Below are 25,800 nucleotides of genomic sequence, written 5' to 3'. Positions count from 1 at the left end.
TTTTGTTTAGGAGAAAATTGTGTTTGTAGATAGTGTTAAATTTACCATATCATCAGGAAAAGGTGGACAAGGTTGTGCCTCTTTTAGAAGAGAGAAGTTTGTCGTAAAAGGTGGACCTGATGGTGGAGATGGTGGAAAAGGTGGAGATGTAGTATTTGTTGTAGATAATAATACAGACACACTATCTTGGTTTAAGGGTAGAAGTATTTTAAAAGCTGATAACGGAAGACCAGGAGAAGGAAGAAATAAAACAGGAAAATCTGCTGAACCACTTATTTTATCTGTACCGCCAGGAACTCAAATAATAGATGAGAATAGTGGTGAGATTCTATTGGATATGTTAGAAGAGGGACAAAAAGAGGTTCTTTTAGAGGGTGGAAAAGGTGGTTTAGGAAATACACACTTTAAAAACTCTAGAAATCAAAGACCAACTTATGCACAACCAGGACTTCCAGGGCAAAAATTGGAGATAAGATTAGAGCTTAAGTTAATTGCTGATGTTGGTTTAGTTGGCTATCCAAATGTTGGGAAATCAACACTTATATCTACTTTATCAAATGCAACTCCTGAGATTGCAAACTATGAGTTTACAACAATTACTCCAAAACTAGGTGTTGTTGAAGTTGGAGAGTTTAACTCTTTTGTTATGGCAGATATTCCAGGGATTATTGATGGAGCTAGTGAAGGAAAAGGTTTAGGATTAGAGTTCTTAAGACATATTGAGAGAACAAAAACACTTCTTTTTACTATAGATATTGCAAATTATAGAGCAATAAAAGATCAATATGAGGTATTAAAAGAGGAGCTTAAAAAATTTTCAACTGAGCTTAGTGGTAGAAATTTTGCAATTGCTTTAACAAAAGTGGATTCATATTTAGGTGAAGATTTAGAAGGTGACATAAAAAGTTTTATAAGTGAATTAGGTTTAGAGTGTAGCTCTTCAAATGAGTATGGATTTGATAAAACTCTTCCATATTTTGTTCAAGATTTAACCTTCAGTAAATTAGATGAAGATAAACCATTTTTTGTTCTTCCTATCTCATCTGTAACACATATTAATACAAATGCAATAACATTTGCACTTTATGATTTAATATCTCAAGGTAAAAAATGAAAAAAAGATTGGTTATCAAAGTAGGAAGTGCAGTTTTAAGAGAAGAGAATCTCTTAGCTGTTACTAGATTAAATAATCTTGTGGATTTAATAGCAAAACTAAAAAAAGAGAAAGATTACGAAGTTATCTTAGTAAGTTCTGGTGCAGTTGCAGCTGGTAATACAAAATTGAATTTAGACAAAACTCAAGTTTTAAATAGACAAGCTTTAGCTGCAATTGGACAACCCCTTTTAATGAAATATTACAAAAAAAGATTTAGGGAACATGAACTTTTTTGTGCTCAAATGCTTCTTGTAGAAGAGGATTTTGACTCTAGAAGAAGATCAAGAAATGCAAGAGGCGTAATGGAGATTCTTTTAGAAAATAATATTATTCCAATTCTAAATGAAAATGATGTAATTGCAAATCAAGAGCTTTTAATAGGAGATAATGACCAATTAGCAGCACGTGCTGCATACTTTTTTGGTGCAGATTTATTGGTTATTTTATCTGATATTGATGGACTTTATGACTCTAATCCTCGAGAAAACCCTAATGCAAAAATGAGAAAAACAGTTGAACTTATAGATGATTCAGAACTTCATATGAAACATACTCCAAACTCAGAGTTTGCAACAGGTGGAATTGTTACAAAATTAAAAGCTGCAGATTTTGTTATGAGAAGAGGAATTCCTATGTATCTAAGCTCTGGATTTGATTTAACAAATGTTTATGATTTTTTAATAGAAGAGAAACATACAAGTGGAACATATTTTGTGCCACAAGAAAATATTAGGGCACAAGATGTATAAAAAAGTCCTATTTATGGGAACACCAGATTATGCTACTGAGATTTTTAAAGAGTTATTAAATAGCAAATATGATGTTGTAGGACTTTTTACCCAACCAGATAAACCAGTAGGAAGAAAACAGCTTATTACACCTCCTCATATAAAGCAATATTGTTTGGATGAAAATATAGATATTCCTATTTTTCAGCCAGAAAAATTAAGAGGAAATAGTGAAGCTTTTGAACAAATAGAATCTTTAAACCCTGATTTTATAGTTGTTGCTGCCTATGGTCAAATCCTTCCAAAGCTGATTTTAGATATTGCACCTTGTATAAATCTTCATGCTTCACTTTTACCAAAATATAGGGGTGCTAGCCCAATACAAGAGTCTTTATTAAATGATGATGAGTATACAGGAGTAACTGCAATGCTTATGGAAGAGGGACTTGATAGCGGCGATATTTTGGCTTTACAATATTTAAAAATAACTCCAACAATGGAAGTTAAAGAGGCTTTTGATGCTCTATCTTTAATTGCTGCAAAACTAACAATAACAACCCTAGATAATTTTGAAAAAATAGAACCTAAAAAACAAAATGAAGCAGAAGTCAGTTTTTGTAAAAAGATAAAAAAAGAGGATGGATTAGTTGATTTTTCAAATGCAAAAAAACTTTTTTTAAAGTATAAAGCATATTCTTTCTGGCCAGGGATATTTTTGGAATTTGAGCTTAAAATAAAAGATATAAAACTTTTAGATAACACCTCTTCTAACAAAAAAGGGGAGATTTTAGCCCTTGAAGAGAATCATATAGTTGTTGGATGCAAAAAAGGGAAAATATCAATTGGTATAATACAAGCTCCCTCTAAAAAAGCAGTAAATGCAGTTGATTATATTAGAGGAAAGAGATTAAATTTAGGTGATATCTTAAGTTAAAAATAGATAAAACCCTGTAACACTTAGTAGAGAAATCAAAACTCCAAGAACAAGTGAGTTAACGGCAAGTCTCTCATCAAGTCCACCTTGTATTGCTAAAATAACAGCAGTGGTCATAGGTGGCATAGCAGCTTCAATAATAGTTGTTTTACTCCAAGTATCTTCTAAATTGTGAAAAATATAAAAAAGTACAGTCACCACCAAAGGGACAAAAAACATTTTTATACCAAGAAGAATTGAAGTCTCTTTTATTTTATAAAATATGTTTTTTAATTCAAGTTTCATCCCAATGGCAATCATAGCCAAAGGAACAAGAGTCGCACCAATTGTTTCTGCTGTGTTCATTATAAAGTTTGGAATAGGAAATAGTTTCAAAACTACTGTAACAAAAAACATAATAATAGGTGGGAAAAAAATAACCCTTTTACTAATGGCTTTAAAATTTACATGTTGTCCACTTCCCCAATTTATAATTACTGTTCCTAAAGATACAACCAATAAAAAAGAACCAAAAAGATCATATATTAAAGCATATACAACATAATCTTGACCGTAAAAGGCATCTACATATGAAAACCCTACAAAAGAGGTATTTCCAAATGTTCCAACAACTATAAAAGTTGCCAATGTTTTTTTATCAAATTTTAAAAATCTACCAACAAAATAGGTTAAAAGAAGATTTACTATAATAATTGTATTAAACATAAAGATAAGATTTAATACTTTTAAGTCTAAGCTTAAAGGATAAATTTTAATAAATACCATAGCAGGAAGCGAAAAGTATATTACAAAATCAACCAAGGCGTGTGAGTGATCTTTTATAAAAAGTTTAAAAAAATAACCAATCATTAAATAGAGTGCAATTGGTAAAACTGGATCTAACATAATCTCTCTTTTTATTTGATTATAATTAATTCTTTCTTGAATAATTATAAGTTATAATCCCGTATGAAAATTATTTTTTTAGATGAAGTTACTTCTACACACACATATTTAAAAGAACTAATAAGTTCTCAAGGTTATAGTTATCCAATTTGTATAACTTCTAAAGTTCAAACTGATGGGATTGGTAGCCGAGGAAACTCTTGGGTAGGGAAAGAGGGAAATCTATTTTTTTCCTTTGTTATGAAAAAAGATGAATTACCAAAAGATTTAGAACTACAAAGTGCATCAATATTTTTTTCTTATATTTTAAAATTGTATTTATCTTCTAAAGGTTCCAATTTATGGTTAAAATGGCCCAATGATTTTTATATGGGTGATAAAAAAATTGGAGGAACAATTACTACTGTTACAAAAGATTTAATTTATTGTGGCATAGGGTTAAATCTAGTTGATGTATCTGATGAATATGGCAAACTTGATATTAAAATTGATCCCAAAGAGTGTTTAGAAAATTATTTTGATTCTTTAAAAAAAGATTTATCTTGGAAGGATATTTTTAGTCTATTTAAGATAGAATTTCAAAGTAGTAGAAAATTCACGGCCACAATAAATAATGAAAAAGTACTATTGGATAATGCTATTTTATTAGAAGATGGCTCAATTGAAATCAATAACGTAAGGGTGTACAGTTTAAGATGACAGAAGTAATCGCAATTGCAAATCAAAAAGGTGGTGTAGGTAAGACTACTACCGCGGTAAATTTGAGTGCAGCACTTGCTCTAGAAGGCAAAAAAGTTTTATTAATTGATGCGGACCCACAAGCCAATGCAACTACATCTTTAGGTTTCCATAGAGATACATATGAATATAATATTTATCATGTAATGTTAGGAACTAAAGAGCTTAATGAAATAATTTTAGATTCAGAAATAGAGAATTTAAAAGTCGCACCGTCAAATATAGGTTTAGTTGGTATTGAAAAAGAGTTCTATAAAAATGTAAAAGATAGAGAACTTGTACTAAAAAGAAAGATTGACCCAGTAAAAAAAGATTATGATTATATTATAATTGATTCGCCTCCTGCACTTGGACCAATAACAATTAATACGCTTAGTGCAGCAAATTCAGTACTTATTCCAATTCAGTGTGAGTTCTTTGCACTTGAAGGTTTAGCTCAGTTATTAAATACTATTAAATTAGTAAAACAGACAATTAATAGACAACTTCAAATTAGAGGGTTTTTACCTACTATGTATAGTTCTCAAAACAACTTATCAAAACAAGTATTTGCAGACCTTGCACAACATTTTGAAAATAAACTATTTAAGATTGACCAATCATCATATGTGGTAATTCCAAGAAACATTAAACTTGCAGAATCTCCAAGTTTTGGTAAACCAATTATGCTTTATGATGAAATGGCAATTGGAACAAAAGCATATACAAATCTTGCACGAGCTATTGCAGGCTAAATTTTATTTACAGGGATTAAAATGGCATTAGGAAGAGGATTAGGTGAACTTTTAGGTGAAGTAGAGACAGCATATAACAATTCAAATAGTAGTAGTAACAAAAATACTAACTCAATTATGGAATTAGAAGTTGAATTGATTAAACCTAATCCAAACCAACCACGTAAAATCTTTGATGAAGAGAAATTAAAAGAGCTAAGTGATTCTATTGTTGAACATGGACTTTTACAACCTGTAACTGTTAGAGAAGATAATAAAGGTGGATATATTCTAATTGCAGGTGAGAGAAGATTAAGGGCTCACAAACTTGCAAATTTAGAGACAATTAAAGCTGTAATCGTTGATATAGAAGAGTTCAAGCTTAGAGAATTAGCTCTTATTGAAAATATTCAAAGGGATGATTTAAATGTAATTGAGCTTGCTTATTCATATGCTCAATTAATAAATGAACACTCTATTACCCATGATGAATTAGCAAGAAAAGTTTTTAAAAATAGAACTTCTATTACTAATACTTTAAGATTATTACAGCTATCTTCATATGTGCAACAGATGCTTGCAAATGAGAAGATTTCAGCAGGTCATGGAAAAATTATGCTTGGTCTTGATGAAGAGTTGCAAAAAAAAGTTGCAGACTCTATTTATGGACAAAAACTTTCAGTTAGAGAGACTGAAAATTTAGTTAGAGAACTAAAAAATGGTGAAGAGAAATCAGATAAAAAAGAGAAGAATCTCAAAAAAATAACTTATGATTTTAAACCACTTCAAAATGCTATTGAAAACTTAAAAGGCAATGACTTAAAAGTTAAAGCCGAAAAGAACTATTTTAAGATCGAAATTAGGTCTCAAGAGGATATTGAGAAAATTTCCAACTACTTTAGTAACACTTTTTAAAATTCTTATTCGAAAATAAACATTTTAATCAGCTTTTATAATTCTTTTAGATAATATATAGTCAGTTTTAGTCAAACTAAACTGTAAAAAATATGGAGGAATGAATGTTAGACATAAGTCCTGTGTTGTTGCTTGCATCAGCAATCATTTTTCTTTTAGTTGTTGCTAGGCTAAACAGTTGTCTATTTGTTCCATTACTTAAGCATATGGATGATAGAGCTACTTCTATTAAAAAAGATTTAGAAGACGCTCGATCAAACTCTGCAAACGTAGATGGGATTTTAGAAGAAGCAAATCATATACTTGCTGAAGCTAAAAAAGAGGCAGCTGCAATTAGAGATCAAGCATATACTGAAGCAAAAGTTATAGCTGATTCAAAGCTTGCAAGTGCTAAAGAAGAAATGGAAGCTAAAACTGTTACTTTTTCTAAAGAATTAGAAGAAGAAGCAAAAGCTTTAAAAGAATCATTATTAGCTGCGATGCCTCAATTTAATGAGAGCCTAAAAGCTAAAATTAGCTCAATATAATAGGAGAATGAATTGAAAAAATTACTATTAATTGGGTTGGTCGCTTTAGCTCCTATGGCATTACTTGCTAATAGTGAAGGTGCGGAAACAGATATTGTTCAAAGAACCGTTAACTTTGTTATCTTTGCTGGTATTTTATGGTATGTACTTGCTGATAAAATTAAAGCATTTTTTGCAAACAGAACTGCATCAATTCAAGCTGAACTAGATAAAGTTCAAGATACATTAAAAGCTTCTCAAGAAAAAATTGAAGAAGCAAATAAAAAACTTGAAGAAGCTAAAACTTTAGCTGCAGAGATAGTTGATGGTGCAAAAGCTGATATAGAGTCTATTAAAAAAAGAGTTTCAGAAGCTGTTGATGCTGAGATCTCAAACTTAGAAAAAAGCTTTGATGAAAGAATCAAAGTTGAGACATCAAAAACTAAGAGACAAATTGTTTCAGAAGTACTTGATGAGCTATTAAGTTCAGGCAATGTTTCTTTAACTCAAGATGAGTTGGCAAATATTGTACTTAAGAAGGTAGCATAATGAATGATTTAATAGCAAAAAGATACGTAAAAGCATTATTAGATGGTAGAGATGTAAAATCTTCAACTGCTATTTATAATGATTTAAAAACTATCTCAAAAGCATTTAATGATGAGAAGTTTACTTTAATACTTACTTCTTCAGAAGTAAAAAACAGTGATAAAGTAGAGTTGGTTATTTCATTTTTAGAAAATAGTAGTGATGATTTGAAAAATTTTATTAAACTATTAGGTACTAATAAAAGATTAGGATTGATTCCTGCAATTGTAGATGAGTTGGAATCTAAAATCGCTAAAATGAATAACACATATACTGGTGTGGTTTATACTAACAAAGAGTTAGCAGCTGATTATATCTCTTCAATTGAGAAAAAATTCAGTGAAAGATTTAATGTTAAATTAACACTATCACAAAACATTTGTGATTATGATGGTATCAAAGTTGATATTGATTCTCTTGGAGTTGAGATTGCCTTCTCTAAAGAGAGACTTAAATCACAAATGATTGATCATATTTTAAAAGCAGTTTAGAACTTAAAAAGGAGAAATTGAATGGGTGCAAAAATTCAAGCAGATGAAATCAGTTCTATCATTAAAGAAAGAATTGATAACTTTGAATTAAATGTAGATATAAATGAAACTGGTAAAATCATCTCTTTTGCAGATGGTATTGCCCAGGTTTATGGTCTTAAAAATGTAATGGCTGGTGAGCTTGTTGAGTTTGAAAATGGTGAGAGAGGTCTTGCTTCAAACTTAGAAGAGTCTTCAGTTGGTATTGTTGTACTTGGATCAGGAAATGGTCTAAGAGAAGGTTCTTCTTGTAAAAGATTAGGAAAACTTCTTGAAGTTCCAGTTGGTGATGCAATGGTAGGAAGAGTTGTAAATGCTCTTGGTGATCCAATTGATGGAAAAGGTGCTATTGAGTCTTCTGAAACTAGATTTGTTGAAGAAAAAGCTCCTGGTATTATGTCTAGAAAATCTGTACATGAACCTTTACAAACTGGTATTAAAGCAATTGATGCACTTGTTCCAATAGGACGTGGACAAAGAGAGCTTATCATTGGAGATAGACAAACTGGTAAAACTACAGTTGCTATTGATACAATTCTTAACCAAAAAGGTGAAGATGTTATTTGTATTTATGTTGCAATTGGTCAAAAATCATCTTCTGTTGCTTCTGTTGTTAGAACATTAGAAGAGGGTGGAGCAATGGATTATACAATTGTTGTAAATGCTGGTGCTTCTGAGTCTTCTGCATTACAATTCTTAGCTCCATATACTGGTGTTACAATTGGTGAATATTTTAGAGATAATGCTAAACATGCATTAATTATTTATGATGATTTATCAAAACACGCAGTTGCTTATAGAGAAATGTCTTTATTATTAAGAAGACCTCCAGGTAGAGAGGCGTTCCCAGGGGATGTATTCTATCTACACTCAAGACTATTAGAGAGAGCTGCTAAAATGTCTGATGCTTTAGGTGCTGGTTCTTTAACTGCATTACCTATTATTGAGACACAAGCTGGAGATGTTGCTGCATATATTCCAACAAACGTTATCTCTATTACAGATGGACAAATTTTCCTTGAAACAAACCTATTTAACTCTGGTATTAGACCAGCTATTAACGTTGGTTTATCAGTATCAAGGGTTGGTGGTGCTGCACAAATTAAAGCTACAAAACAAGTTGCTGGTACATTGAAACTTTCTTTAGCACAATATAGAGAGCTTGAAGCATTTGCACAATTTGCATCTGACCTTGATGAAGCTACAAGAAGAGAGCTAGAATTAGGTCAAAGAATGGTTGAAGTACTTAAACAAGGTGTTAACAAACCATTAGTTATTGAAAAACAAATTATTATTATTTATGCAGGTACAAAAGGTTATTTAAATAATATAGCTGTTAAAGATGTTGTTAAATATGAAGAAGAATTACACTCTTTCATTGCACAAAAATATACTAATATCTTAGATGATATCAAAGCTAAGAAAAAATTAGAAGATGAAACAGAATCAGCATTAAAAGCTGCGTTAGAAGAGTTCAAAACTGTTTTTAATGCAAAATAAGGATTAGCAAATGGCTAACTTAAAAGAGATTAAATTAAAAATTGGAAGTGTTAAAAACACTCAGAAGACTACAAAAGCAATGAAGCTTGTATCTTCTGCAAAACTTACTAGAACTAGACAATTGTCTGATCAATCTAGAAGTTATGCTAAAAAGATAAATGAAGTTCTTTCTGAGATAGCAAACAGAGTTAGCAAAGTTCAAGATGGTGGTAACCAAAATAAAGCGTTTATCCCAGTTGAAAATCCAAAAACTGTTGATTTAGTTTTTGTAACTGCTGACAAAGGACTTTGCGGTGGTTTCAATATGGCAACAATTAAAACTGTTAGTAAACTTGCAGCTGAATATGAAGCAAAAGGTACTAAAGTTAGATATAGAGTAGCAGGAAGAAAAGGTGTTGACTTCTTTTCATTCCAAAAAGTTAAATTAGAACAAGCTGTTACTGATCTATCTTCAGCTCCTGATTATGACAGAGCTGCAAATTTCATTGGAGAAGTTGTAAAAGATTTCCAAAATGGAGAGACTGATAAAGTTATTTTAGTTTATAACGGATTTTTAAATATGCTTGCTCAAGAGATTAGAGTAAGAGATTTGTTACCAATTAGCTTAGAAAATGTTGAAGTTTCAGAAAACGAAACATCTATGCTAGAGATTGAGCCAGATGATGATGAAGAAGTGTTAAATGAATTGACAGGTAAATATATTGATTTTAATATGTATTACTCTTTAATTGACTCTTTAGCTGCAGAACATTCTGCTAGAATGCAAGCAATGGATGCTGCAACTAACAATGCAAAAGATAGAGTTAATAGTTTAACAGTTGAATATAATAAAGCTAGACAAGCTGCAATTACAACAGAGCTGATAGAGATTATCAGTGGTGTTGAATCATTAAAATAATATAAAGGAGCTGCCCGTATGAAAGGTAATATTATTCAGGTAATGGGTCCTGTAGTTGACGTAGAGTTCGACGGATACTTACCAGAAATAAATGAAGCAATCGAAGTTGTACAATCTGATTCTAAGAAAGACAGATTAGTACTTGAAGTTGCTGCACACATTGGAGATAGCAGAGTTAGAACTATTGCTATGGATATGACTGAAGGTTTACAAAGAGGTCAAGAGTGTACTGCACTTGGTGGACCAATTAAAGTTCCAGTTGGAGAAGCTGTACTTGGAAGAATTTTCAACGTAATTGGTGATCCAGTTGATGAAGGTGAAGCTATCCCTGCTGATACAGAAAGATGGTCAATTCACAGAGCTGCTCCTTCTTTTGAAGAGCAATCAACAAAAACTGAAATGTTTGAAACTGGTATCAAAGTAGTTGACTTACTTGCTCCTTACTCTAAAGGGGGAAAAGTTGGACTATTTGGTGGTGCTGGTGTTGGTAAAACAGTTATTATTATGGAACTTATCCACAACGTTGCTTTTAAACACTCTGGATACTCAGTATTTGCTGGTGTTGGTGAAAGAACAAGAGAAGGTAATGACCTTTACCACGAAATGAAAGACTCTAACGTACTTGACAAAGTTGCTTTATGTTATGGTCAAATGAGTGAGCCTCCAGGTGCAAGAAACAGAATTGCATTAACTGGTCTTACTATGGCTGAGTACTTTAGAGATGAAAAAGGTCTTGATGTACTTATGTTCGTTGATAATATCTTTAGATTTGCACAATCAGGTTCAGAGATGTCTGCACTTCTTGGAAGAATCCCTTCAGCTGTTGGTTACCAACCTACACTTGCTTCAGAAATGGGTAAATTACAAGAGAGAATTACATCTACAAATAAAGGTTCTATTACTTCTGTTCAAGCAGTTTATGTACCAGCGGATGACTTAACTGACCCGGCTCCTGCTTCAGTTTTCGCACACTTAGATGCTACAACAGTTCTTAACAGAAAAATTGCTGAAAAAGGTATCTATCCAGCAGTTGATCCACTAGATTCAACTTCAAGAATCTTAAGTGCAGATATTTTAGGACAAGAGCACTATAGTGTAGCTAGAGGTGTTCAATCAGTACTTCAAAAATATAAAGATTTACAAGATATTATTGCAATTCTTGGTATGGATGAGTTATCTGAACAAGATAAATTAGTTGTTGCTAGAGCTAGAAAAATTGAGAGATTCCTTTCTCAACCATTCTTCGTTGCAGAAGTATTTACAGGATCTCCTGGTAAATACGTTGAACTTAAAGATACAATTGAAGGATTCAAAGGTATCTTAGATGGTAAATACGATGATATTCCAGAAATGGCATTCTATATGGTAGGTGGAATTGACGAGGTTTTAGCAAAAGCTGAGGGAATGAAATAATTAAAGGCGGCTTATGGATACATTAAAATTATCGATAGTTGCACCAAATGGTCTAATTTTTAGTGATGACGTAAAAAGCGTAACTCTTCCTGGAAAAGAGGGAGAGTTTGGTGTTCTTCCTGGACACGCTTCTTTAGTTTCATCATTAACAGTTGGCGTAATTATTATAGAAATGGGTGATACCACAGAGGCAGTTGCCATCAATTGGGGTCACGTAAAAGTTAGTGAAAGTTCTGTTGATGTATTAGTTGATGGTGCAGTTGCACTTACTTCTGGTACTGATTCTGAAATCGCTAAAAATATAGAAGCTGCTAAAGATTTAGTTAACTCTGTAAAAGATTCTAATGTTTCACTAGCAGCAGTTGAAGCAAAAATCAATTCATTTGCATAACTTGCATGATTGATACAGCGTTAAATTACTTAAACAATGGTAGTGCAATAACACTTTTAGTGTTATTGACACTGTCAACTTACTTTATAATCTGTTTTTGGCTTTTTATCTATAGATATATGACTTTAAATGCAATGGTTTTTAATGAAAAAAAATCACTTGAAGCTTTAACATCACGAGGTGCTTCTTTAAGTCCTCTATCTGCTTTAAATAAGTGTTCAAGTACAGTACATACAAAAGAGATTTTACATGCTTGTGAAATTAGTATAATAAAAGATGCAAGTTCAGGGATTACTTGGTTGTCAATTATCTCTTCTACTTCTCCTTTTGTTGGTCTTTTTGGTACAGTTGTTGGAATTTTAGAATCATTTGCTAAGTTTTCAAGTCAAACAAAAGTTGGTTTCTCTATTATTGCACCAGCAATTAGTGAAGCTTTAGTTGCAACAGCAGCTGGTATTTTTGTAGCTATATTTGCTTATAGTTTTCATCAAGTGTTAGTTAGAAAAGTGTATGAGCTAAATATATACTTAAAGGCACAATCAGAAATTTTAATAGCTAAAGGTTAAGAGTGTACGATTACAATCAAAAGCCTGATTTAAACATTACTCCATTAGTAGATATTATGCTAGTGCTTTTGGCTATTTTAATGGTTACTGCGCCAGTAATTGAATTTGAAGAACCTATAAACCTTCCAAAAGGTAGTGCAACACAACAAATACAAGAAGTTAAAAAAATTGATATTTTAGTTACAAAAGATAGAAAAGTTTTAATTAATAAAAAAAAGTATGAATTAGATAACTTTGCTGATAGTTTTATTCTTTTTGCTAAAAATCAAGATAGAAAAACACCAATTCATATTAGAGCCGAAAAGTCTCTTATATACGATGATATTATGCAAGTTTTAAAATCAGTAAAAGAGGCTGGTTTTTTCAAAGTTGCTTTAATAACTGATGGGTGATTATGCAACAAAAAAATTATTTTTATATTTCAGGGGTTATCTCAACTACTGTTTATATTTTGATTTGTCTCTCTTTTTTATTATATATAAATGCACCAAAACCAAAGAAGTATGATTCAAATAAGACTACTGTTTTAGAATTAGAATTAATCTCAACAAAAGCAGATGAGAAAAAGAGTGCAGAAAAATCTACATCAAAAGAGGAAGAGATTGTAAAAAAATCAACATCTGCGTCTACAAAAAAGAGTGCAGATTTTAAATCACTATTTGCCAATGTAAAAACTAATGCACAAAATGTTGTTGAAGAAGAGGTTAACGCAGCAAAAGAATCTCTTGATCCAACCAGATTTAAATCTAAGTTTCAAAAGCAGAAAAAGAGTGATAATGTCTCTGTTTCTAAACTTTTAGATGATGTAAAAACAACTACAAATATGCCTCAAACAAACTCAACTACAAATGGAAAAGAGCATGAATATTTTTCAAAGATAAAAGAGATTTTGTGGAAAAGATGGAGCCCACGGCTTTTAGATGAAGGCTTAGAGGTAAAAGTTCTTGTAATGATTACAAATGATGGGATTTTTGATTATAGAATTATGCAGTACTCAAATAACCAAAGATTTGATGAATCATTAAAAGAGTTTTTGGAGACTCAGAAAAATGAGCAGTTTCCTACACATAATATTAACTCAAAAGTTGATATTATTATAAACTTTAAATCTGAAGGATAAGATATGCTAAAAAAAGTTCTATTTTTAATGATTTCGTTTTCATTGTTTGTTTTCGCAGCTGATGCAGAACTTGATATTATTAAAAAGAGCGTTAATCTACCAAAAATTGAGATTTCTGTCTCATCTGGTGCAGCAAAGATGCCTTTGACTCAAAAGGTAAAACAGTTAGTTGAAAATGATTTAAAGGTAAGTGGGCATTTTGATGTAATTGATACAACAGAAGTTGTTGATTTTAATTCAACTCCAAATATGTTGGCTCTCTCAAACAGAGGTACTGACTTATTTTTAAATATAGATTCTTCAATAAGTGGTTTTGGAGGTTACTCAGTTTTAATTAAACTTTATGATATCAATTTAAAAAAATTGGTATTTTATAAAACTTTAACAACTGCAAAAGAGGAGAGATACCCTTTCTTGGCTCACAGAACAGCGATTGCAGTTAACCAACATTTGAATGCACCATCAATTGACTGGATGGACAAATTTGTAATTTTTTCTCAATATAAATCTGCTAAAAAAGCTGACATTATAATTGCAGACTATACCCTTACTTTCCAACAAGAGGTAATCAAAGGTGGGTTAAATATTTTCCCTAAATGGGCTGATAGAAAAAAAGGTGATTTTTATTACACTACTTATGACAGAGGTGTACCAACACTTGTAAAAACAAATCTTTATACAAGAAAAAGAGAGACTATTATGAAAAGTGAGGGAATGGTAGTTGCTTCTGATGTTAACAGTGACGGAACAAAACTACTTGTAACTGCTTCTCCTGAGTCTCAACCAGATATTTATATGTATGATACAAGAACAAGAAATAAAATAAAACTAACAAATTACAAAGGTATTGATGTTGGTGCTCATTTTGTTGAGAATGACACAAAAATCGTTTTTGTATCAGATAGACTTGGATATCCAAATATCTTCTCTAAGAAGATAAAAGACAGAGGAGTTGAGCGATTGGTTTATCATGGAAGAAATAACTCTTCTGCAACTACATATAAAGATTATGTAGTATATACAAGTAGAGATAAAGATAATGAATTTGGTGGTTTTGCATTCAATTTATATCTAATGTCTACAAAGAGTGATTATCTGAAAAGACTTACTTCAAATGGAAGCAATCAATTTCCAAAATTCTCTGAAGATGGAGAGTCTATTATTTTTATAAAAAATGTAAATGGAAGAAGTTCTGTTGGAATAATTAGACTAAACTATGATAAATCTTTTCTATTCCCTTTAAAAAATGGAAAAATTCAATCAATAGATTGGTAATTTTATAAACTGACAAAAAAACCTTACAAAAATACCCTAGTTTTATTATCATTTCAAAAAGGAGTGAAAAATGAAACTAGGAGTATCATCTTGTCTTCTTGGCTCTATGTGCCGATATGATGGAGGACATTCAAGAGAAAAATTTATTGTTGATGAGCTTGGAAAATATTTTGAATTTAGTCCTTTTTGTCCAGAAAAACTAATCTTCCCAACTCCAAGGGAAGCAATAAGATTAGTTCGTGTAGATGAGAGTATTAAAATAAAAACTTCAAATACAAATAAAGATGTTACTTCTTTGGTTGAAAATATCTCTAAAGATTTAGTCTCAAAAATTGAAAATGATGAACTTTGTGGTTTTATCTTAAAATCAAAATCTCCAACTTGTGGTATGGAAAGGGTAAAAATCTATCCAGATAAGAAAAATGGTCAAAGTGAAAATGTAGGTATTGGAGTTTTTGCAAACGAGTTAAAAAATAGATTCCCTTATCTTCCAATAGAAGAGGAGGGTAGGTTAAATGACCCATGGCTTAGGGAAAATTTTTTAATGCAAGTTTTTGCATACGAAGCTATTTTTAAATTTTTAGAAAAGAGTCCAACACTTGGAGAGTTAGTAGAGTTTCATACTTCATATAAATATTTAATCTATTCAAAATCATACAACTATTATAAAGCCTTAGGAAATATTGTAGCTAATAGAGATAAAAAGAGTTTAAAAGAGGTTTTACAAGAGTATAAAAGATTATTTTTAGAGGCTATTTCTAAAAAAGGAACAATAAAAAATACACACAATGTTCTACTACATATCTATGGTTATTTTAAAAAAGTAATTTCAAAAGATGAAAAAGAGGAGATATTAGAGAGTATTGAGGATTTTAAAAAAGAGATTATCCCTTTAATTGCTGTTATAAAAATTATAAAGCTCTATACAAAAAAGTTTGATATTAAATATCTAAAAACACAAGTATTTTTAAATCCATATCCAAAAGAGTTAGCTCTTAGATCAAAAGTGGAAGCTTACAAATGAGACAAATATTGTGGTTTAGAAGGGATTTGAGAGTTGAAGATTCTGCTCTTTTAGAGAATGCAAAAGATGAAGTTTTGCCTATATTTATCTTTGATAAAAATATCTTAGGAAAGTTGCCAAAAGATGATAAAAGAGTAACATTTATCTATAAATCAGTTTTATCTTTAAAGTCTAAACTTAAAAATCTAGGTTTAGATTTGGCAATCTTTTATGGAGAGCCAAAAGAGATTTTTTCTAAACTAAAAAAACTTGAAATAGATGAGATTTTATGTTCAATAGATTTTGATTCTTATGCAAAAAAAAGAGATAAAGAGATAGAAGAACTTTTACCTCTTAGAAGATTTATTGACTCTTTTATTTTAAACCCACAAGAGCACTTAAAAAGTGATGGTACACCGTATAAAGTCTTTACCCCTTTTTATAAAAGCCTAAATACGATTACACAAGCTGACTCTATTGCTTTAAGAAAAAGAAATAAAACTATCACTTTAGTAGATTTTGATTATAAAAACTTTCCTACTTTAGAGGGATTAGGCTTTGAAGAGTCAATATTGCCAGAATCTCTTTATAAAGAGCCTTTAGAGCTTCTATCTTTGTTTTCTTTAAAGTTAGAAAATTATCAAGAAAATAGAGACTATTTCCATAAAGATGCAACTTCTAAACTTTCAGTACATTTAAGATTTGGCCTTATCTCTCCTTCAATGGTTTTTAACTATATAAAAAGATTTTCAAATAGTGAGTTTTTTATAAGAGAACTTTTTTGGAGAGAGTTTTATAACTATATTCTTTTTCATTTTCCAAATTCTCAAGCAGAAAATTTTAATGGTTTAGATATAAAATGGAATGAAAATGAAGAGAATTTTATAAAGTGGTGTGAGGGATATACAGGAGTTCCAATCATAGACGCAGCTATGAAACACTTAAATGAGACGGGAACTATGCATAATAGATTAAGAATGATAGTTGCCTCTTTTTTAACAAAAAATCTTTTTATTGATTGGAAAAAAGGTGAAGAGTATTTTGCCTTGAAACTTTTAGATTATGAGGCAAGTTCTAATATTGGCTCGTGGCAATGGGGTGCAAGTACGGGTGCAGATGCAGCACCATATTTTAGAGTTTTTAATCCCTATTCACAATCAAAAAAATTTGATGAAAAAGGTATTTTCATTAAATCAGTTTTAAAAGAGTTAAAGGATATTGAGACTAAACTTTTTCATATTGAAAATGGGGTTCAGTCAAATCTTTTTGTTAATTATCCAAAGGCTATTGTTGATATCAATTTTTCAAGAAAAAGAGCCATTGAGAAGTTTAAAGAGGCAAAAAAATGAAACTCCATGATTTAGCAATTGTTGGCTCAGGCATGGGTGGAAGTATGCTTGCCTCTTTAAACAAAGAAAAAGATGTAGTTCTTTTTGAAAAAGATAAAAATCTTGGAGGTTGTGCAAGTACCTTTAAAAGATTTGGTTCATATTACAATGCAGGAGCCACAACCTTTGTAGGTTATGAAGATAAACATATTGTAAAAGAGATTTTTGACAAAGCTTTATATATACCTGATATTTTAGAAAGCTCTGTTGCAATAAGAGTTTTGCAAAAAGATAAAATCATTGATAGAGTAAGAGATTTTGAGCACTTTTTAGAGCAGATAAATAGAGCTTTCCCCAATAAAAACAATAGAGAATTTTGGCAAAAGATAAAAGAGCTTGATGAGAGGTTTTGGAGTTTGAAAAAGCTCTATTATGCAAAATACTCTTTAGGCTCATATATAAAGAGTCTAAACTCTTTTATGGTTCTTCTTTACAAATTTAAAATTGATATTTTCAAAAGTGCTAAAAGCTTTATAAAAGAGGTTTTAGGTGAGATTTCAAAGGAGTACAAGGAGTTTATAGATGCCCAACTTTTAATAACTTTGCAAACAACATCAAAAGATATCTCTGTTTTATCTCTAGCTTTAGGTTTAGCTTATCCTTTCCATAAAGTCTTTTATGTAAATGGAGGGATGGGAAGTTTGTTTGAAAATCTTTTAAAAGATATAAACTTAAAAAGAAAAGAACAGATTTTAAAAATTATAAAAGAAGAGGATAGTTATAGAGTGATTTCAGACAAAGATGAATATCTATCAAAAAATATTGTTTTAAACTCTTCTATTTACAATTGTTCTGAGCTTTTTGATAATAAAAAGATTAGAAACTACTATCAAGATTTTCATTTTAGCAATCAAAGTGCTTTTGTAATAAATTTTAATCTAAATTGCAATGAAGAGTTTTTCCATCACTATCAAATTATTTTAGATAAAGAGATACCAAACTCTATTTCAAAATCATTTTTTATCTCAATAAGCGATAAAAATGATAAGAAGATGTCAAATAAAGGTTTAAGTGTTACAATCTCAACTCATAGTAAAGCAAGTTTTTGGGAAAATATAAATACTCAAGAGTATGAAAAACAGAAAAATATTACCCAAGAGTTTATAATTAATGCTTTTTTAGAGCATTTTGAAACAATAAAAAAAGAGGATATAATTAATATTTCAAGTGCAACAGCAAAAACCTTTAAAAGATATATAAATAGAAGCAATTGTGGTGGAAGACCAATAACACTTAGTAATATTTTACAAATCCCTTCATGCAAAACTCCATTTAAGGGGTTATATAATATAGGTGATACTGTGTTTGCTGGACAAGGTTGGCCTGGAGTTGCAATTGGGGTAAAAATTTTAAATGAGGAAATAAATGGATAGAATAAAACTAAAAATCTCTTCTAAAGATTGGATTTATATAGTCATTATTGGGGCTTTTTTTGGATTTTTGTTATCACTTTTTTTCTATTTCTTAAATATTGAGTTTAAAAACTTTTCAACTATTATTTTTACTGTATTTTGCTCTATTCTTATCTCTTTGTTTGCTTTTGTTTTAATAACTTTGTCAAATGATTATATCTTGCCAAAAATAGAAGAGAGGTTTTGGTATTTTATAAGCTTTATCTTCTCTTTCCTATCGGGTTTTTTAGGCTTTAGTTTCAGCTACTTTATATTTTTAAATAGTGGTTTTAATATAATAGAGTATATCTCATCTTTTTGGATTACCATTAGTATTATTGTTGGATTCTTAACTTTTCTTATTGGTTTGATTCTTCATCAATTTATCTTTATGAAACATAAGAATGAGGTCATAAAAAGTGAAACTTTAGAAAGTAAAATAAAAGCTTTAGAGAATGAGTTAAATCCACATTTTCTTTTTAATGCCTTAAACTCAATCTCTGAATTGATCTATATAGATAAACAAAAAGCTGAAAAAGCAACGTTAGATCTTTCACAGTTTCTAAGAAATGCAATAAATAAAGAGAGTTTAGTATCTATTAAAACTGAGTTAGAGATGGTTAAAACCTATTTAGAAATAGAGAATATTAGATTTGATAATAATATTATTTTGAGCATTGAATCAGAGCAAAATACCCAAGAAAGACTTATCCCAAAGTTTTCCATACAATTACTTGTGGAAAATGCAATAAAACATGGTTATGTTGCAGATAAACTTTATATTTATATAAAAATATTTGAAGAGAAAATTATAGTTTCAAATAGTGGCAAAGTAACTAAAAATATAAGTTTTGGAACTGGACTTAATAATCTGAAAAAAAGACTTGTTCTACTTAAAATTGGAGAATTGGATTATAAAGTAGAAAAAGATATGATGAATTTTATTATTGTTTTAAAAGGTAGTAGATGAAAGTTTTGATTGTAGATGATGAAAAGTTAGCTTTAAGTAGATTAAAAAGACTTTTAAATGAAGAGAATATTTTAGATATATGTGAGTGTAACTCTTCCATTGAGGCCTTAAAAGAGGCAGCAAAGCAGAGTTTTAATATTGCATTTTTAGATATTTCTATGCCTAATATTGATGGCTTAGAGTTAGCAAACACACTTTTGCAAATGAATCCAAATATCTATATAGTTTTTCAAACAGCATATGAAGAACATGCAATTCAAGCCTTTGAAATAGGAGGGATGGACTATTTGCTAAAACCAATATCAAAAGAATCCATTCAAAGAAGTCTAAATAAGGCACAAAAATATATAAATTTAACAGACAATTCTAAAAAACTTATTGCAAAAAGAGGAAACAAAATCTATTTAATCGATATAGATGATATTTTTTATATAAAAGCAGATTTAGATGAGGTGATCATAAAAATTAAAAATGCAGATGCATATTTGAGAAAAAAGATTGGAGATATGGAAAATCTTTTAAAAGGCAAAAATTTTTTCAGAGTTCATCGCTCTTATATAATAAATATAGACAAAATAAAATCTATGCAAAGTGTAGAACAGTCAAAGTTAGAGATCTCTTTTGAAGGAATTGATGATATTGTAACAAGCTCAAAAGATGGAGCTAAAGAGTTTAGAGAGTATCTAGAAAAAAAAAGCTTATAAAAATAATTTAACTAACATTTTATATATACTAAATCACATAAACTAATATATAATAATAAAAAGCTCACAAAAGGGGTTTAATATGAAAACAGTTTCAATAACAGGTTCAAATGGTTTTGTAGGAACAAACTTAAAACATTTTTTTGAATCTTTAGGTTTTAAAGTAGTAGGTATTAAAAGAGAAGAGTTAAAAGATATAAATAAACTCTCAAAAATTATTGAAGATTCAGAAATTGTTATCAATCTTGCAGGAGCAAATATTATTAATAGATGGAGTGAAAGTTATAAAAAGCTTCTTTATAGTAGTAGAATTGATACAACAAAAGCTTTAGTTGATGCAATGAATACAGCAAAACAAAAACCAAAACTCTTTATTTCAACTTCTGCTGTTGGTATATATGATAATAGTAAATGCCATACTGAGGATGATGCCATCTATGCAGAGGATTTTTTAGCTAATGTTTGTAAAGATTGGGAATATGAAGCACTTGAAGCGAAAAAACTAGGGATTAGAACTGCTATCTTTAGATTTGGAATAGTTTTAGGTCAAGGAGGTGGAGCTTTGGAAAAAATGCTTCTACCTTTTAAACTAGGAGTTGGAGGAACAATAGGAGATGGAAGCCAATATTTCTCATATATACATATAGAAGATTTGGTAAATGCTTACAAATTTTTATATGAAAATGAGCAATTAGATGGGGTATTTAATCTTTGTGCACCAAACGGTACAACAAATAAAGGATTAACAAAAGCTTTAGGAAAAGCCTTAAATAGACCAACTATTTTCCCTGTCCCACAATTTGTATTAAATCTTATTTTTAGTGAAGGAGCAAAGGTGTTAACAGATGGACAGTGTGCCGTGCCAAAAAGATTAGTTGATAGTGGATTTAAATTTCAGTTTAGCTCAATAGAAACCACAATTAAAGATATAGTAGAGTAGATGATGAAAACATTTGAAAAAACAACAATGATTAGATGTAGTGTAGAAGAGTTATTTGATTTTCATTTAGATATAGAGAATCTGAAGAAAATAACTCCTTCAAATATAAAAGTTGAAATATTAAATGAGAAATTTGAAGCAAAAGAGGGCGAAATATTAAAAATACGAAGCTCTAAATTTTTTGTTTCAACAAATTGGGAAGTTGAAATAAAAAAGATTCAAAAACCAAATATTCTTATAGATAAGGCACTTAAATCTCCATTTAAGTTTTGGGAACATACTCACACCTTTGCAAAAAAAGGGAATCAGTGCGAGTTGAAAGATATAATAAAATATGAGTTACCTTTTGGATTTTTAAATCCAATTTTAGAATTTTTCTTTGAAAAAGAGTTATTATCAATTTTCTCTTATAGACATAAGAAAACAAAAGAATTAATAACAAATAGCCTTAAAATTGTAACTTTTGAAGAATAAACTTATAATTGAGTAATCGCCGATTAAGTTTTACTTCTGTACAATTTTAGAAATTTAGCTAAAGGAAAGTAAAGTATGAAGAAGTTAAGCATTTATTCATTTTTAATTGCAGCTGTTCTTTTTACAGGTTGTAGTCAAAAAGAAGTTGAAGTATCAAATGAGTCAGCAAATTCTGAGTCAGCATTAAATAATGTTGATAACTCAAATGTTCAAAATGAAGTAGTTAATGATGAAATGGTAGAAAGTACTGCAAATGGTTTCTACTACACAATTAATGGTCAAAAAGTTCTTGTTGAAAATATCTATTTTGGATTTGACAAATATAATTTGACTGATGATATGAAAGCAGTTGCAAAATCAAATGCAGCAAAATTATCTGGTATTCAAGCAGGAACTACTATTAAAATCGAAGGGAACTGCGATGAGTGGGGTACTGATGAATATAACTATGCATTAGGTTTAAAAAGAGCAAAAGTTGTTAAAGATGCTTTAGTGATGGATGGTATTGCTGACTCTTCAATCTCTGTTGTAAGTTTTGGAGAATCAAATCCTGTTTGTAGTGACAAAACTAAAGATTGTTGGCAAAAAAACAGAAGATCAGAGCACAAATTAGTTAAATAATTAGTTTTTGATGTATAGATTTCTATTTTTACTACTATTAATATGTAGCACCCTTATAAAAGCTGAAGAGATTTCAGCTTTTGGTGCTGGCGATTTAGATTCAAAAAATCCTTATGGATTAAGCTCTGCAGAAAAAAATATTTTGAATAACAAAAAAACTTTAGGGAATATTGACTCTAAAGTAAAAGATGTAAAGCTAACAATTGAATCACTTAGTGAGAGAATTGATGGATTAGAATCAATTTATGAAGGTGATTCACAAAAATTAAATAAAGCAATTATTAAAATTAATGAAATTATTAAAAATGTTGAAGAGAATTCAACATTAACTCAAAAAAATTCAGGTGATATAGAAAATTTAAAAACAGTTTCAACTCAAATGTTATCAATGCAAGAAGAGTTTTCAAAGAGTTTAAATAGTCTGAAAGCAGCAGTAAGCAAAGTTACAGATACAGTTAATTCAATAAATAAAAGTTATATTTCAGAAAAAGAGTTTAAAAGTAATATGGATCAGTTCATAACAAGAGCTGAATTTGAAGCATTAAAGAACTCTTTAGGAATAAAAACTAATAGCAAATCAACAGAAAAAGATAATAGTAATAAGATATTATCAGGAAAAGATAATGCAGCCATTTTAGATGAAGCAATAGAGTTATTTAAGAAGGATTATTTTACAAAAGCGATACCAATGTTTGAACATTTAGTTGCTCAAAACTATAAACCTGCAACAAGTAACTTCTATTTGGGAGAGATTTGGTATTATAGAGATAAATATGAAGATGCAATTTCATATTTTAAAACCTCTGCAATGTTATATGATAAAGCATCATATATGCCAAAGCTTCTATTGCATAGCGCAATATCTTTTGAGAAGATAAATGATTTAACAAATGCAGCAAATTTTTATAGCTCTTTAATTAATATTTACCCAAATTCAGAAGAGGCTAAAATTGCTGTTAAAAATCAGAAAAAAATAAAATAAATTAAATAAAGGAAAAATATGTCAAAAGTAATTGGATTTGAATACAATTTAAAAGATGCTAATAGTGGAGAACAACTAGATAGCAATGTTGGTCAAGCACCTTTAGAGTTTGTTTCAGGAAAGGGACAAATTATCTCTGGATTAGAGTCAAAATTAATAGAGATGGCAGAAAATGAATCTGCTGATGTTTTAGTACAACCTGCAGATGCTTATGGTGAGTATAATGAAGAGGCAATGCAAACTCTTCCAAAAGAGCAATTTGCTGGAATTGAATTGGCAGAAGGTATGACTCTTTATGGTCAAGGTGAACATGGAGAAACTGTACAAGTTACAGTTAAATCATTTACTGATGCTGATGTAACAATTGATTATAATCACCCAATGGCTGGTAAAGCTTTAATGTTTTCTGTTACAGTTAAATCTTTAAGAGATGCAACTGATGAAGAGATTCAAACAGGTGTTGTTGGTGGAATGGCAGCAATGGGTGGATGTTGTGGTGGCGGTGGTCACTCTCATGGTGAAGGTGGTTGTTGTTCAAGTGAAGATGGACATGATCATGGTCACTCTCATGGTGGAGGATGTGGTTGCGGACACTAGTCTCAATCTAATATCTACTTCTAAAAAGCCCAAAAGTTCAATCTTTTGGGCTTTTTTATTTAATAGAGTATAAAAAAATTGTATAATACTGCTCATTTTGAAAATCAAATTTAAAAAAAGGTTAAATGTATGAAGAAAGTAGCTTTTATTTTTCCTGGACAAGGAAGTCAATCTTTTGGTATGGGGAAAGACTTTTTTGAAAATAGTGAAATAGCTAAAGAGATGATAAGCAAAGCTAGTGAAAGATTAAATATAGATTTCCAACAACTACTTTTTGAAGAGAATGAAAAACTTGGATTAACTCAGTTTACTCAACCTGCAATTTTACTTGTAAGTTCTATTGCTACTGCTATCTTTAAAGATAGATGTGAGATTACTCCTGAGTTTCTTTTAGGACACTCTCTTGGTGAATTTTCTGCATTAGTTGCAGCAGGAGCTATTGACTATCTAGATGCAATAGATTTAGTACATAAAAGAGGTCAATTTATGACAGAAGCTTGCGCAAATGGTGGTGCAGGAATGATGGCATTAGTTGGTATTGATGATAAAGTTGCTGAAGATATTTGTGAAGAACAAAGAAAAGCTGGAAAACAAGTTTGGCCAGCAAACTATAATCAAGATGGACAGTTGGTTTTAGCAGGAATCAAAGCAGATTTAGAAGCTCTTGTTGATACATTTAAAGAAGCTGGAGCAAAAAGAGCTATTGTTCTTGATATGTCAGTTGCTAGTCACTGTGAACTATTAACAAGTGCAGTTGAAAATTTAAAACCATATTTAGAAGAGTACTTAAAAGATGAATTCTCTCCTATTGTATCAAATGTAACTGCCCAAATCTATACAACAAAAGATGAAGCTATTGAACTTCTCTCTTCTCAACTTACAAGTCCTGTAAAATACAAACAAAGTGTTGCAGCATTTGCTAATAGAGTTGATGCTTTTATAGAGTTTGGAAATGGTGCTGTTTTAAAAGGACTTAATAGAAAAATTTGTAAAGACGTGCCAACATTAAATATTAGTGATATGGCATCACTAGAAGCTGTAATTGAAGAGGTAAATGCTTAATGAAAAAACTTGCAATAATGGGAGCAATGGTTGAAGAGATTGAACCGCTACTAGAGTATTTTGAAAATGTGAAATTAACTGAATATGCAAACAACAAATATTATGAAGTAAACTATAAAGGTCTTGATATAGTAATTGCATATTCAAAAATAGGAAAAGTATTTGCAAGTTTAACTGCAAGTACAATGATAGAAAAATTTGGTTGTGATACTCTTCTTTTCTCTGGTGTTGCAGGAGCAATAAATCCTAAACTAAAAATTGGAGATATGATTGTTGCTAATAAACTTTGTCAACATGATTTAGATATCACTGCTTTTGGTCATCCCCATGGTTATGTTCCAGAAGGTTCAGTTTTTGTTGAGAGTTCAAAAGAGTTAAGAGAAGTAGCAAAAGCTGTTGCAAAAGAGATGGGAATTGAGGTAATTGAAGGAACAATTGCAACAGGAGATCAATTTGTTCACTCAAGTGAGAAAAAAGATTTTATTGAAAAAACTTTTCAAGCTGATGCACTAGAGATGGAAGGAGCAAGTGTTGCTGTTGTTTGTAATGCTTTAAATGTTCCTTTTTTTATTCTTAGAGCAATCTCAGATAGTGCAGATATGGATGCAGGATTTGATTTTGATGAATTTTTAAAATCAAGTGCAAAAATATCTGCTGATTATTTAATAAAAATAGTTGACAAACTAAACTAACACTTAATAAACGCCCTTAGGGGCGTGATTATCCCTTTTTATTCAAACTTTAAAATAATATTCTAAATAATTTATTTAACCTTAAGAAATGTATTAGTCTCAATTTAGTTGTATTTTAAA

30 protein-coding genes are annotated in these 25,800 nt (G+C 30.2%); 29 read left to right on the top strand and 1 reads right to left on the bottom strand.

Annotated elements, in window-relative coordinates:
* The first annotated feature begins 19 nt into the window (after positions 1 to 19).
* Genes obgE through fmt form a run of 3 tightly spaced genes read left to right on the top strand, consistent with a single transcriptional unit; the run spans position 20 to position 2,818 of the window.
* On the top strand, positions 20 to 1,114 hold the full coding sequence (gene obgE, locus AEBR_RS11230) for a GTPase ObgE (RefSeq protein WP_129086646.1): 1,095 nt from the start codon (positions 20 to 22) through the stop codon (positions 1,112 to 1,114).
* On the top strand, positions 1,111 to 1,905 hold the full coding sequence (gene proB / locus AEBR_RS11225; protein WP_129086645.1) for a glutamate 5-kinase: 795 nt from the start codon (positions 1,111 to 1,113) through the stop codon (positions 1,903 to 1,905). The genes obgE and proB overlap by 4 nt, the downstream gene beginning before the upstream one ends.
* Positions 1,898 to 2,818, top strand: a complete 921-nt coding sequence (gene fmt / locus AEBR_RS11220) for a methionyl-tRNA formyltransferase (protein WP_129086644.1) — start codon at positions 1,898 to 1,900, stop codon at positions 2,816 to 2,818. Before proB ends, fmt begins: the two co-directional genes overlap by 8 nt.
* On the opposite strand, the gene AEBR_RS11215 is transcribed toward fmt, so the two are convergent.
* The gene (locus tag AEBR_RS11215) at positions 2,810 to 3,703 is read right to left on the bottom strand and encodes an AEC family transporter (protein ID WP_129086643.1); all 894 of its coding nucleotides are present in this window, start codon (positions 3,701 to 3,703) and stop codon (positions 2,810 to 2,812) included. The genes fmt and AEBR_RS11215 overlap by 9 nt on opposite strands.
* Positions 3,704 to 3,766: 63 nt before the next feature.
* Here AEBR_RS11215 and AEBR_RS11210 point away from each other — a divergent pair, with 63 nt between their 5' ends.
* The 26 genes from AEBR_RS11210 to AEBR_RS11085 all read left to right on the top strand — a co-directional run bounded on the left by AEBR_RS11210 (position 3,767) and on the right by AEBR_RS11085 (position 25,680).
* Positions 3,767 to 4,402 carry a biotin--[acetyl-CoA-carboxylase] ligase gene (locus AEBR_RS11210; protein ID WP_128979084.1) on the top strand — a complete coding sequence of 212 codons (636 nt, stop codon included), beginning with the start codon at positions 3,767 to 3,769 and terminating at the stop codon, positions 4,400 to 4,402.
* A complete protein-coding gene (locus AEBR_RS11205; protein WP_128979086.1) occupies positions 4,399 to 5,175 on the top strand; it encodes a ParA family protein in 777 nt (258 codons plus the stop codon). Before AEBR_RS11210 ends, AEBR_RS11205 begins: the two co-directional genes overlap by 4 nt.
* Positions 5,176 to 5,196: 21 nt before the next feature.
* The gene (locus tag AEBR_RS11200) at positions 5,197 to 6,069 is read left to right on the top strand and encodes a ParB/RepB/Spo0J family partition protein (protein ID WP_129086642.1); all 873 of its coding nucleotides are present in this window, start codon (positions 5,197 to 5,199) and stop codon (positions 6,067 to 6,069) included.
* Between the two features lie 104 nt (positions 6,070 to 6,173).
* Positions 6,174 to 6,596, top strand: coding sequence for a F0F1 ATP synthase subunit B family protein (locus AEBR_RS11195; RefSeq protein ID WP_128979090.1), 423 nt, complete (start codon positions 6,174 to 6,176; stop codon positions 6,594 to 6,596).
* Between the two features lie 12 nt (positions 6,597 to 6,608).
* Positions 6,609 to 7,124, top strand: coding sequence for a F0F1 ATP synthase subunit B (locus AEBR_RS11190; protein ID WP_129086641.1), 516 nt, complete (start codon positions 6,609 to 6,611; stop codon positions 7,122 to 7,124).
* Entirely contained in the window at positions 7,124 to 7,654 is a 531-nt protein-coding gene (locus AEBR_RS11185; RefSeq protein ID WP_129086640.1) for a F0F1 ATP synthase subunit delta, read from the top strand. The genes AEBR_RS11190 and AEBR_RS11185 overlap by 1 nt, the downstream gene beginning before the upstream one ends.
* 21 nt (positions 7,655 to 7,675) lie before the next feature.
* The gene (atpA, locus tag AEBR_RS11180; RefSeq protein ID WP_128979096.1) at positions 7,676 to 9,193 is read left to right on the top strand and encodes a F0F1 ATP synthase subunit alpha; all 1,518 of its coding nucleotides are present in this window, start codon (positions 7,676 to 7,678) and stop codon (positions 9,191 to 9,193) included.
* A gap of 10 nt (positions 9,194 to 9,203) precedes the next feature.
* Positions 9,204 to 10,091 (top strand): ATP synthase F1 subunit gamma, encoded by an 888-nt coding sequence (gene atpG, locus AEBR_RS11175; RefSeq protein WP_128979097.1) that lies wholly within the window; start codon positions 9,204 to 9,206, stop codon positions 10,089 to 10,091.
* A gap of 18 nt (positions 10,092 to 10,109) precedes the next feature.
* Positions 10,110 to 11,504, top strand: a complete 1,395-nt coding sequence (gene atpD, locus AEBR_RS11170) for a F0F1 ATP synthase subunit beta (RefSeq protein ID WP_128979100.1) — start codon at positions 10,110 to 10,112, stop codon at positions 11,502 to 11,504.
* Positions 11,505 to 11,517: 13 nt separating this feature from the next.
* Complete coding sequence (gene atpC, locus AEBR_RS11165) at positions 11,518 to 11,895, top strand: ATP synthase F1 subunit epsilon (RefSeq protein ID WP_128979102.1); 378 nt, start codon at positions 11,518 to 11,520, stop codon at positions 11,893 to 11,895.
* 5 nt (positions 11,896 to 11,900) lie between these two features.
* Complete coding sequence (locus AEBR_RS11160) at positions 11,901 to 12,461, top strand: MotA/TolQ/ExbB proton channel family protein (RefSeq protein ID WP_129086639.1); 561 nt, start codon at positions 11,901 to 11,903, stop codon at positions 12,459 to 12,461.
* A gap of 2 nt (positions 12,462 to 12,463) precedes the next feature.
* The gene (locus AEBR_RS11155) at positions 12,464 to 12,853 is read left to right on the top strand and encodes a biopolymer transporter ExbD (RefSeq protein WP_129086638.1); all 390 of its coding nucleotides are present in this window, start codon (positions 12,464 to 12,466) and stop codon (positions 12,851 to 12,853) included.
* A 2-nt stretch (positions 12,854 to 12,855) separates the two neighbouring features.
* The gene (locus tag AEBR_RS11150) at positions 12,856 to 13,581 is read left to right on the top strand and encodes a TonB C-terminal domain-containing protein (protein ID WP_129086637.1); all 726 of its coding nucleotides are present in this window, start codon (positions 12,856 to 12,858) and stop codon (positions 13,579 to 13,581) included.
* A 3-nt stretch (positions 13,582 to 13,584) separates the two neighbouring features.
* Positions 13,585 to 14,856: a Tol-Pal system protein TolB gene (gene tolB / locus AEBR_RS11145; protein ID WP_129086636.1), complete on the top strand. Its 1,272-nt coding sequence runs from the start codon at positions 13,585 to 13,587 to the stop codon at positions 14,854 to 14,856.
* Positions 14,857 to 14,926: 70 nt separating this feature from the next.
* On the top strand, positions 14,927 to 15,880 hold the full coding sequence (locus AEBR_RS11140; protein WP_129086635.1) for a YbgA family protein: 954 nt from the start codon (positions 14,927 to 14,929) through the stop codon (positions 15,878 to 15,880).
* Positions 15,877 to 17,208 carry a cryptochrome/photolyase family protein gene (locus tag AEBR_RS11135; RefSeq protein WP_129086634.1) on the top strand — a complete coding sequence of 444 codons (1,332 nt, stop codon included), beginning with the start codon at positions 15,877 to 15,879 and terminating at the stop codon, positions 17,206 to 17,208. The genes AEBR_RS11140 and AEBR_RS11135 overlap by 4 nt, the downstream gene beginning before the upstream one ends.
* Positions 17,205 to 18,620 (top strand): phytoene desaturase family protein, encoded by a 1,416-nt coding sequence (locus AEBR_RS11130; RefSeq protein ID WP_129086633.1) that lies wholly within the window; start codon positions 17,205 to 17,207, stop codon positions 18,618 to 18,620. The genes AEBR_RS11135 and AEBR_RS11130 overlap by 4 nt, the downstream gene beginning before the upstream one ends.
* Positions 18,613 to 19,608: a sensor histidine kinase gene (locus AEBR_RS11125; RefSeq protein ID WP_129086632.1), complete on the top strand. Its 996-nt coding sequence runs from the start codon at positions 18,613 to 18,615 to the stop codon at positions 19,606 to 19,608. The genes AEBR_RS11130 and AEBR_RS11125 overlap by 8 nt, the downstream gene beginning before the upstream one ends.
* Entirely contained in the window at positions 19,605 to 20,312 is a 708-nt protein-coding gene (locus AEBR_RS11120; RefSeq protein ID WP_129086631.1) for a LytR/AlgR family response regulator transcription factor, read from the top strand. Before AEBR_RS11125 ends, AEBR_RS11120 begins: the two co-directional genes overlap by 4 nt.
* Before the next feature lie 82 nt (positions 20,313 to 20,394).
* Positions 20,395 to 21,252, top strand: coding sequence for a TIGR01777 family oxidoreductase (locus AEBR_RS11115; protein WP_129086630.1), 858 nt, complete (start codon positions 20,395 to 20,397; stop codon positions 21,250 to 21,252).
* On the top strand, positions 21,253 to 21,726 hold the full coding sequence (locus AEBR_RS11110; RefSeq protein ID WP_172658899.1) for an SRPBCC family protein: 474 nt from the start codon (positions 21,253 to 21,255) through the stop codon (positions 21,724 to 21,726).
* Positions 21,727 to 21,801: 75 nt separating this feature from the next.
* Positions 21,802 to 22,347, top strand: coding sequence for an OmpA family protein (locus AEBR_RS11105; protein WP_129086629.1), 546 nt, complete (start codon positions 21,802 to 21,804; stop codon positions 22,345 to 22,347).
* Positions 22,348 to 22,357: 10 nt separating this feature from the next.
* A complete protein-coding gene (locus tag AEBR_RS11100) occupies positions 22,358 to 23,329 on the top strand; it encodes a tetratricopeptide repeat protein (RefSeq protein WP_129086628.1) in 972 nt (323 codons plus the stop codon).
* Positions 23,330 to 23,347: 18 nt separating this feature from the next.
* Positions 23,348 to 23,926, top strand: a complete 579-nt coding sequence (locus AEBR_RS11095; RefSeq protein ID WP_129086627.1) for an FKBP-type peptidyl-prolyl cis-trans isomerase — start codon at positions 23,348 to 23,350, stop codon at positions 23,924 to 23,926.
* A 129-nt stretch (positions 23,927 to 24,055) separates the two neighbouring features.
* Positions 24,056 to 24,988 carry an ACP S-malonyltransferase gene (gene fabD / locus AEBR_RS11090; RefSeq protein WP_128979130.1) on the top strand — a complete coding sequence of 311 codons (933 nt, stop codon included), beginning with the start codon at positions 24,056 to 24,058 and terminating at the stop codon, positions 24,986 to 24,988.
* A complete protein-coding gene (locus AEBR_RS11085; RefSeq protein ID WP_129086626.1) occupies positions 24,988 to 25,680 on the top strand; it encodes a 5'-methylthioadenosine/adenosylhomocysteine nucleosidase in 693 nt (230 codons plus the stop codon). The genes fabD and AEBR_RS11085 overlap by 1 nt, the downstream gene beginning before the upstream one ends.
* Positions 25,681 to 25,800 lie beyond the last annotated feature (120 nt).

It is taken from the genome of Halarcobacter ebronensis (assembly GCF_013201825.1).
GTDB classification, from domain to species: Bacteria; Campylobacterota; Campylobacteria; order Campylobacterales; family Arcobacteraceae; genus Halarcobacter; species Halarcobacter ebronensis.
This window is presented reverse-complemented; position numbering and strand designations above follow the sequence as displayed.

What these genes read in the sequence shown, in the direction of transcription:
- proB (WP_129086645.1), top strand. Translation starts at nt 1,111, where the DNA reads ATGAAAAAAAGATTGGTTATCAAAGTAGGAAGTGCAGTTTTAAGAGAA.
- AEBR_RS11120 (WP_129086631.1), top strand. Translation starts at nt 19,605, where the DNA reads ATGAAAGTTTTGATTGTAGATGATGAAAAGTTAGCTTTAAGTAGATTA.
- AEBR_RS11210 (WP_128979084.1), top strand. Translation starts at nt 3,767, where the DNA reads ATGAAAATTATTTTTTTAGATGAAGTTACTTCTACACACACATATTTA.
- AEBR_RS11135 (WP_129086634.1), top strand. Translation starts at nt 15,877, where the DNA reads ATGAGACAAATATTGTGGTTTAGAAGGGATTTGAGAGTTGAAGATTCT.
- atpC (WP_128979102.1), top strand. Translation starts at nt 11,518, where the DNA reads ATGGATACATTAAAATTATCGATAGTTGCACCAAATGGTCTAATTTTT.
- AEBR_RS11125 (WP_129086632.1), top strand. Translation starts at nt 18,613, where the DNA reads ATGGATAGAATAAAACTAAAAATCTCTTCTAAAGATTGGATTTATATA.
- AEBR_RS11150 (WP_129086637.1), top strand. Translation starts at nt 12,856, where the DNA reads ATGCAACAAAAAAATTATTTTTATATTTCAGGGGTTATCTCAACTACT.
- AEBR_RS11085 (WP_129086626.1), top strand. Translation starts at nt 24,988, where the DNA reads ATGAAAAAACTTGCAATAATGGGAGCAATGGTTGAAGAGATTGAACCG.
- tolB (WP_129086636.1), top strand. Translation starts at nt 13,585, where the DNA reads ATGCTAAAAAAAGTTCTATTTTTAATGATTTCGTTTTCATTGTTTGTT.
- AEBR_RS11195 (WP_128979090.1), top strand. Translation starts at nt 6,174, where the DNA reads ATGTTAGACATAAGTCCTGTGTTGTTGCTTGCATCAGCAATCATTTTT.
- AEBR_RS11160 (WP_129086639.1), top strand. Translation starts at nt 11,901, where the DNA reads ATGATTGATACAGCGTTAAATTACTTAAACAATGGTAGTGCAATAACA.
- AEBR_RS11205 (WP_128979086.1), top strand. Translation starts at nt 4,399, where the DNA reads ATGACAGAAGTAATCGCAATTGCAAATCAAAAAGGTGGTGTAGGTAAG.
- AEBR_RS11105 (WP_129086629.1), top strand. Translation starts at nt 21,802, where the DNA reads ATGAAGAAGTTAAGCATTTATTCATTTTTAATTGCAGCTGTTCTTTTT.
- atpD (WP_128979100.1), top strand. Translation starts at nt 10,110, where the DNA reads ATGAAAGGTAATATTATTCAGGTAATGGGTCCTGTAGTTGACGTAGAG.
- atpG (WP_128979097.1), top strand. Translation starts at nt 9,204, where the DNA reads ATGGCTAACTTAAAAGAGATTAAATTAAAAATTGGAAGTGTTAAAAAC.
- fabD (WP_128979130.1), top strand. Translation starts at nt 24,056, where the DNA reads ATGAAGAAAGTAGCTTTTATTTTTCCTGGACAAGGAAGTCAATCTTTT.
- AEBR_RS11140 (WP_129086635.1), top strand. Translation starts at nt 14,927, where the DNA reads ATGAAACTAGGAGTATCATCTTGTCTTCTTGGCTCTATGTGCCGATAT.
- fmt (WP_129086644.1), top strand. Translation starts at nt 1,898, where the DNA reads ATGTATAAAAAAGTCCTATTTATGGGAACACCAGATTATGCTACTGAG.
- AEBR_RS11095 (WP_129086627.1), top strand. Translation starts at nt 23,348, where the DNA reads ATGTCAAAAGTAATTGGATTTGAATACAATTTAAAAGATGCTAATAGT.
- AEBR_RS11115 (WP_129086630.1), top strand. Translation starts at nt 20,395, where the DNA reads ATGAAAACAGTTTCAATAACAGGTTCAAATGGTTTTGTAGGAACAAAC.
- AEBR_RS11215 (WP_129086643.1), bottom strand. Translation starts at nt 3,703, where the DNA reads ATGTTAGATCCAGTTTTACCAATTGCACTCTATTTAATGATTGGTTAT.
- AEBR_RS11110 (WP_172658899.1), top strand. Translation starts at nt 21,253, where the DNA reads ATGATGAAAACATTTGAAAAAACAACAATGATTAGATGTAGTGTAGAA.
- AEBR_RS11130 (WP_129086633.1), top strand. Translation starts at nt 17,205, where the DNA reads ATGAAACTCCATGATTTAGCAATTGTTGGCTCAGGCATGGGTGGAAGT.
- atpA (WP_128979096.1), top strand. Translation starts at nt 7,676, where the DNA reads ATGGGTGCAAAAATTCAAGCAGATGAAATCAGTTCTATCATTAAAGAA.
- AEBR_RS11200 (WP_129086642.1), top strand. Translation starts at nt 5,197, where the DNA reads ATGGCATTAGGAAGAGGATTAGGTGAACTTTTAGGTGAAGTAGAGACA.
- AEBR_RS11100 (WP_129086628.1), top strand. Translation starts at nt 22,358, where the DNA reads ATGTATAGATTTCTATTTTTACTACTATTAATATGTAGCACCCTTATA.
- AEBR_RS11185 (WP_129086640.1), top strand. Translation starts at nt 7,124, where the DNA reads ATGAATGATTTAATAGCAAAAAGATACGTAAAAGCATTATTAGATGGT.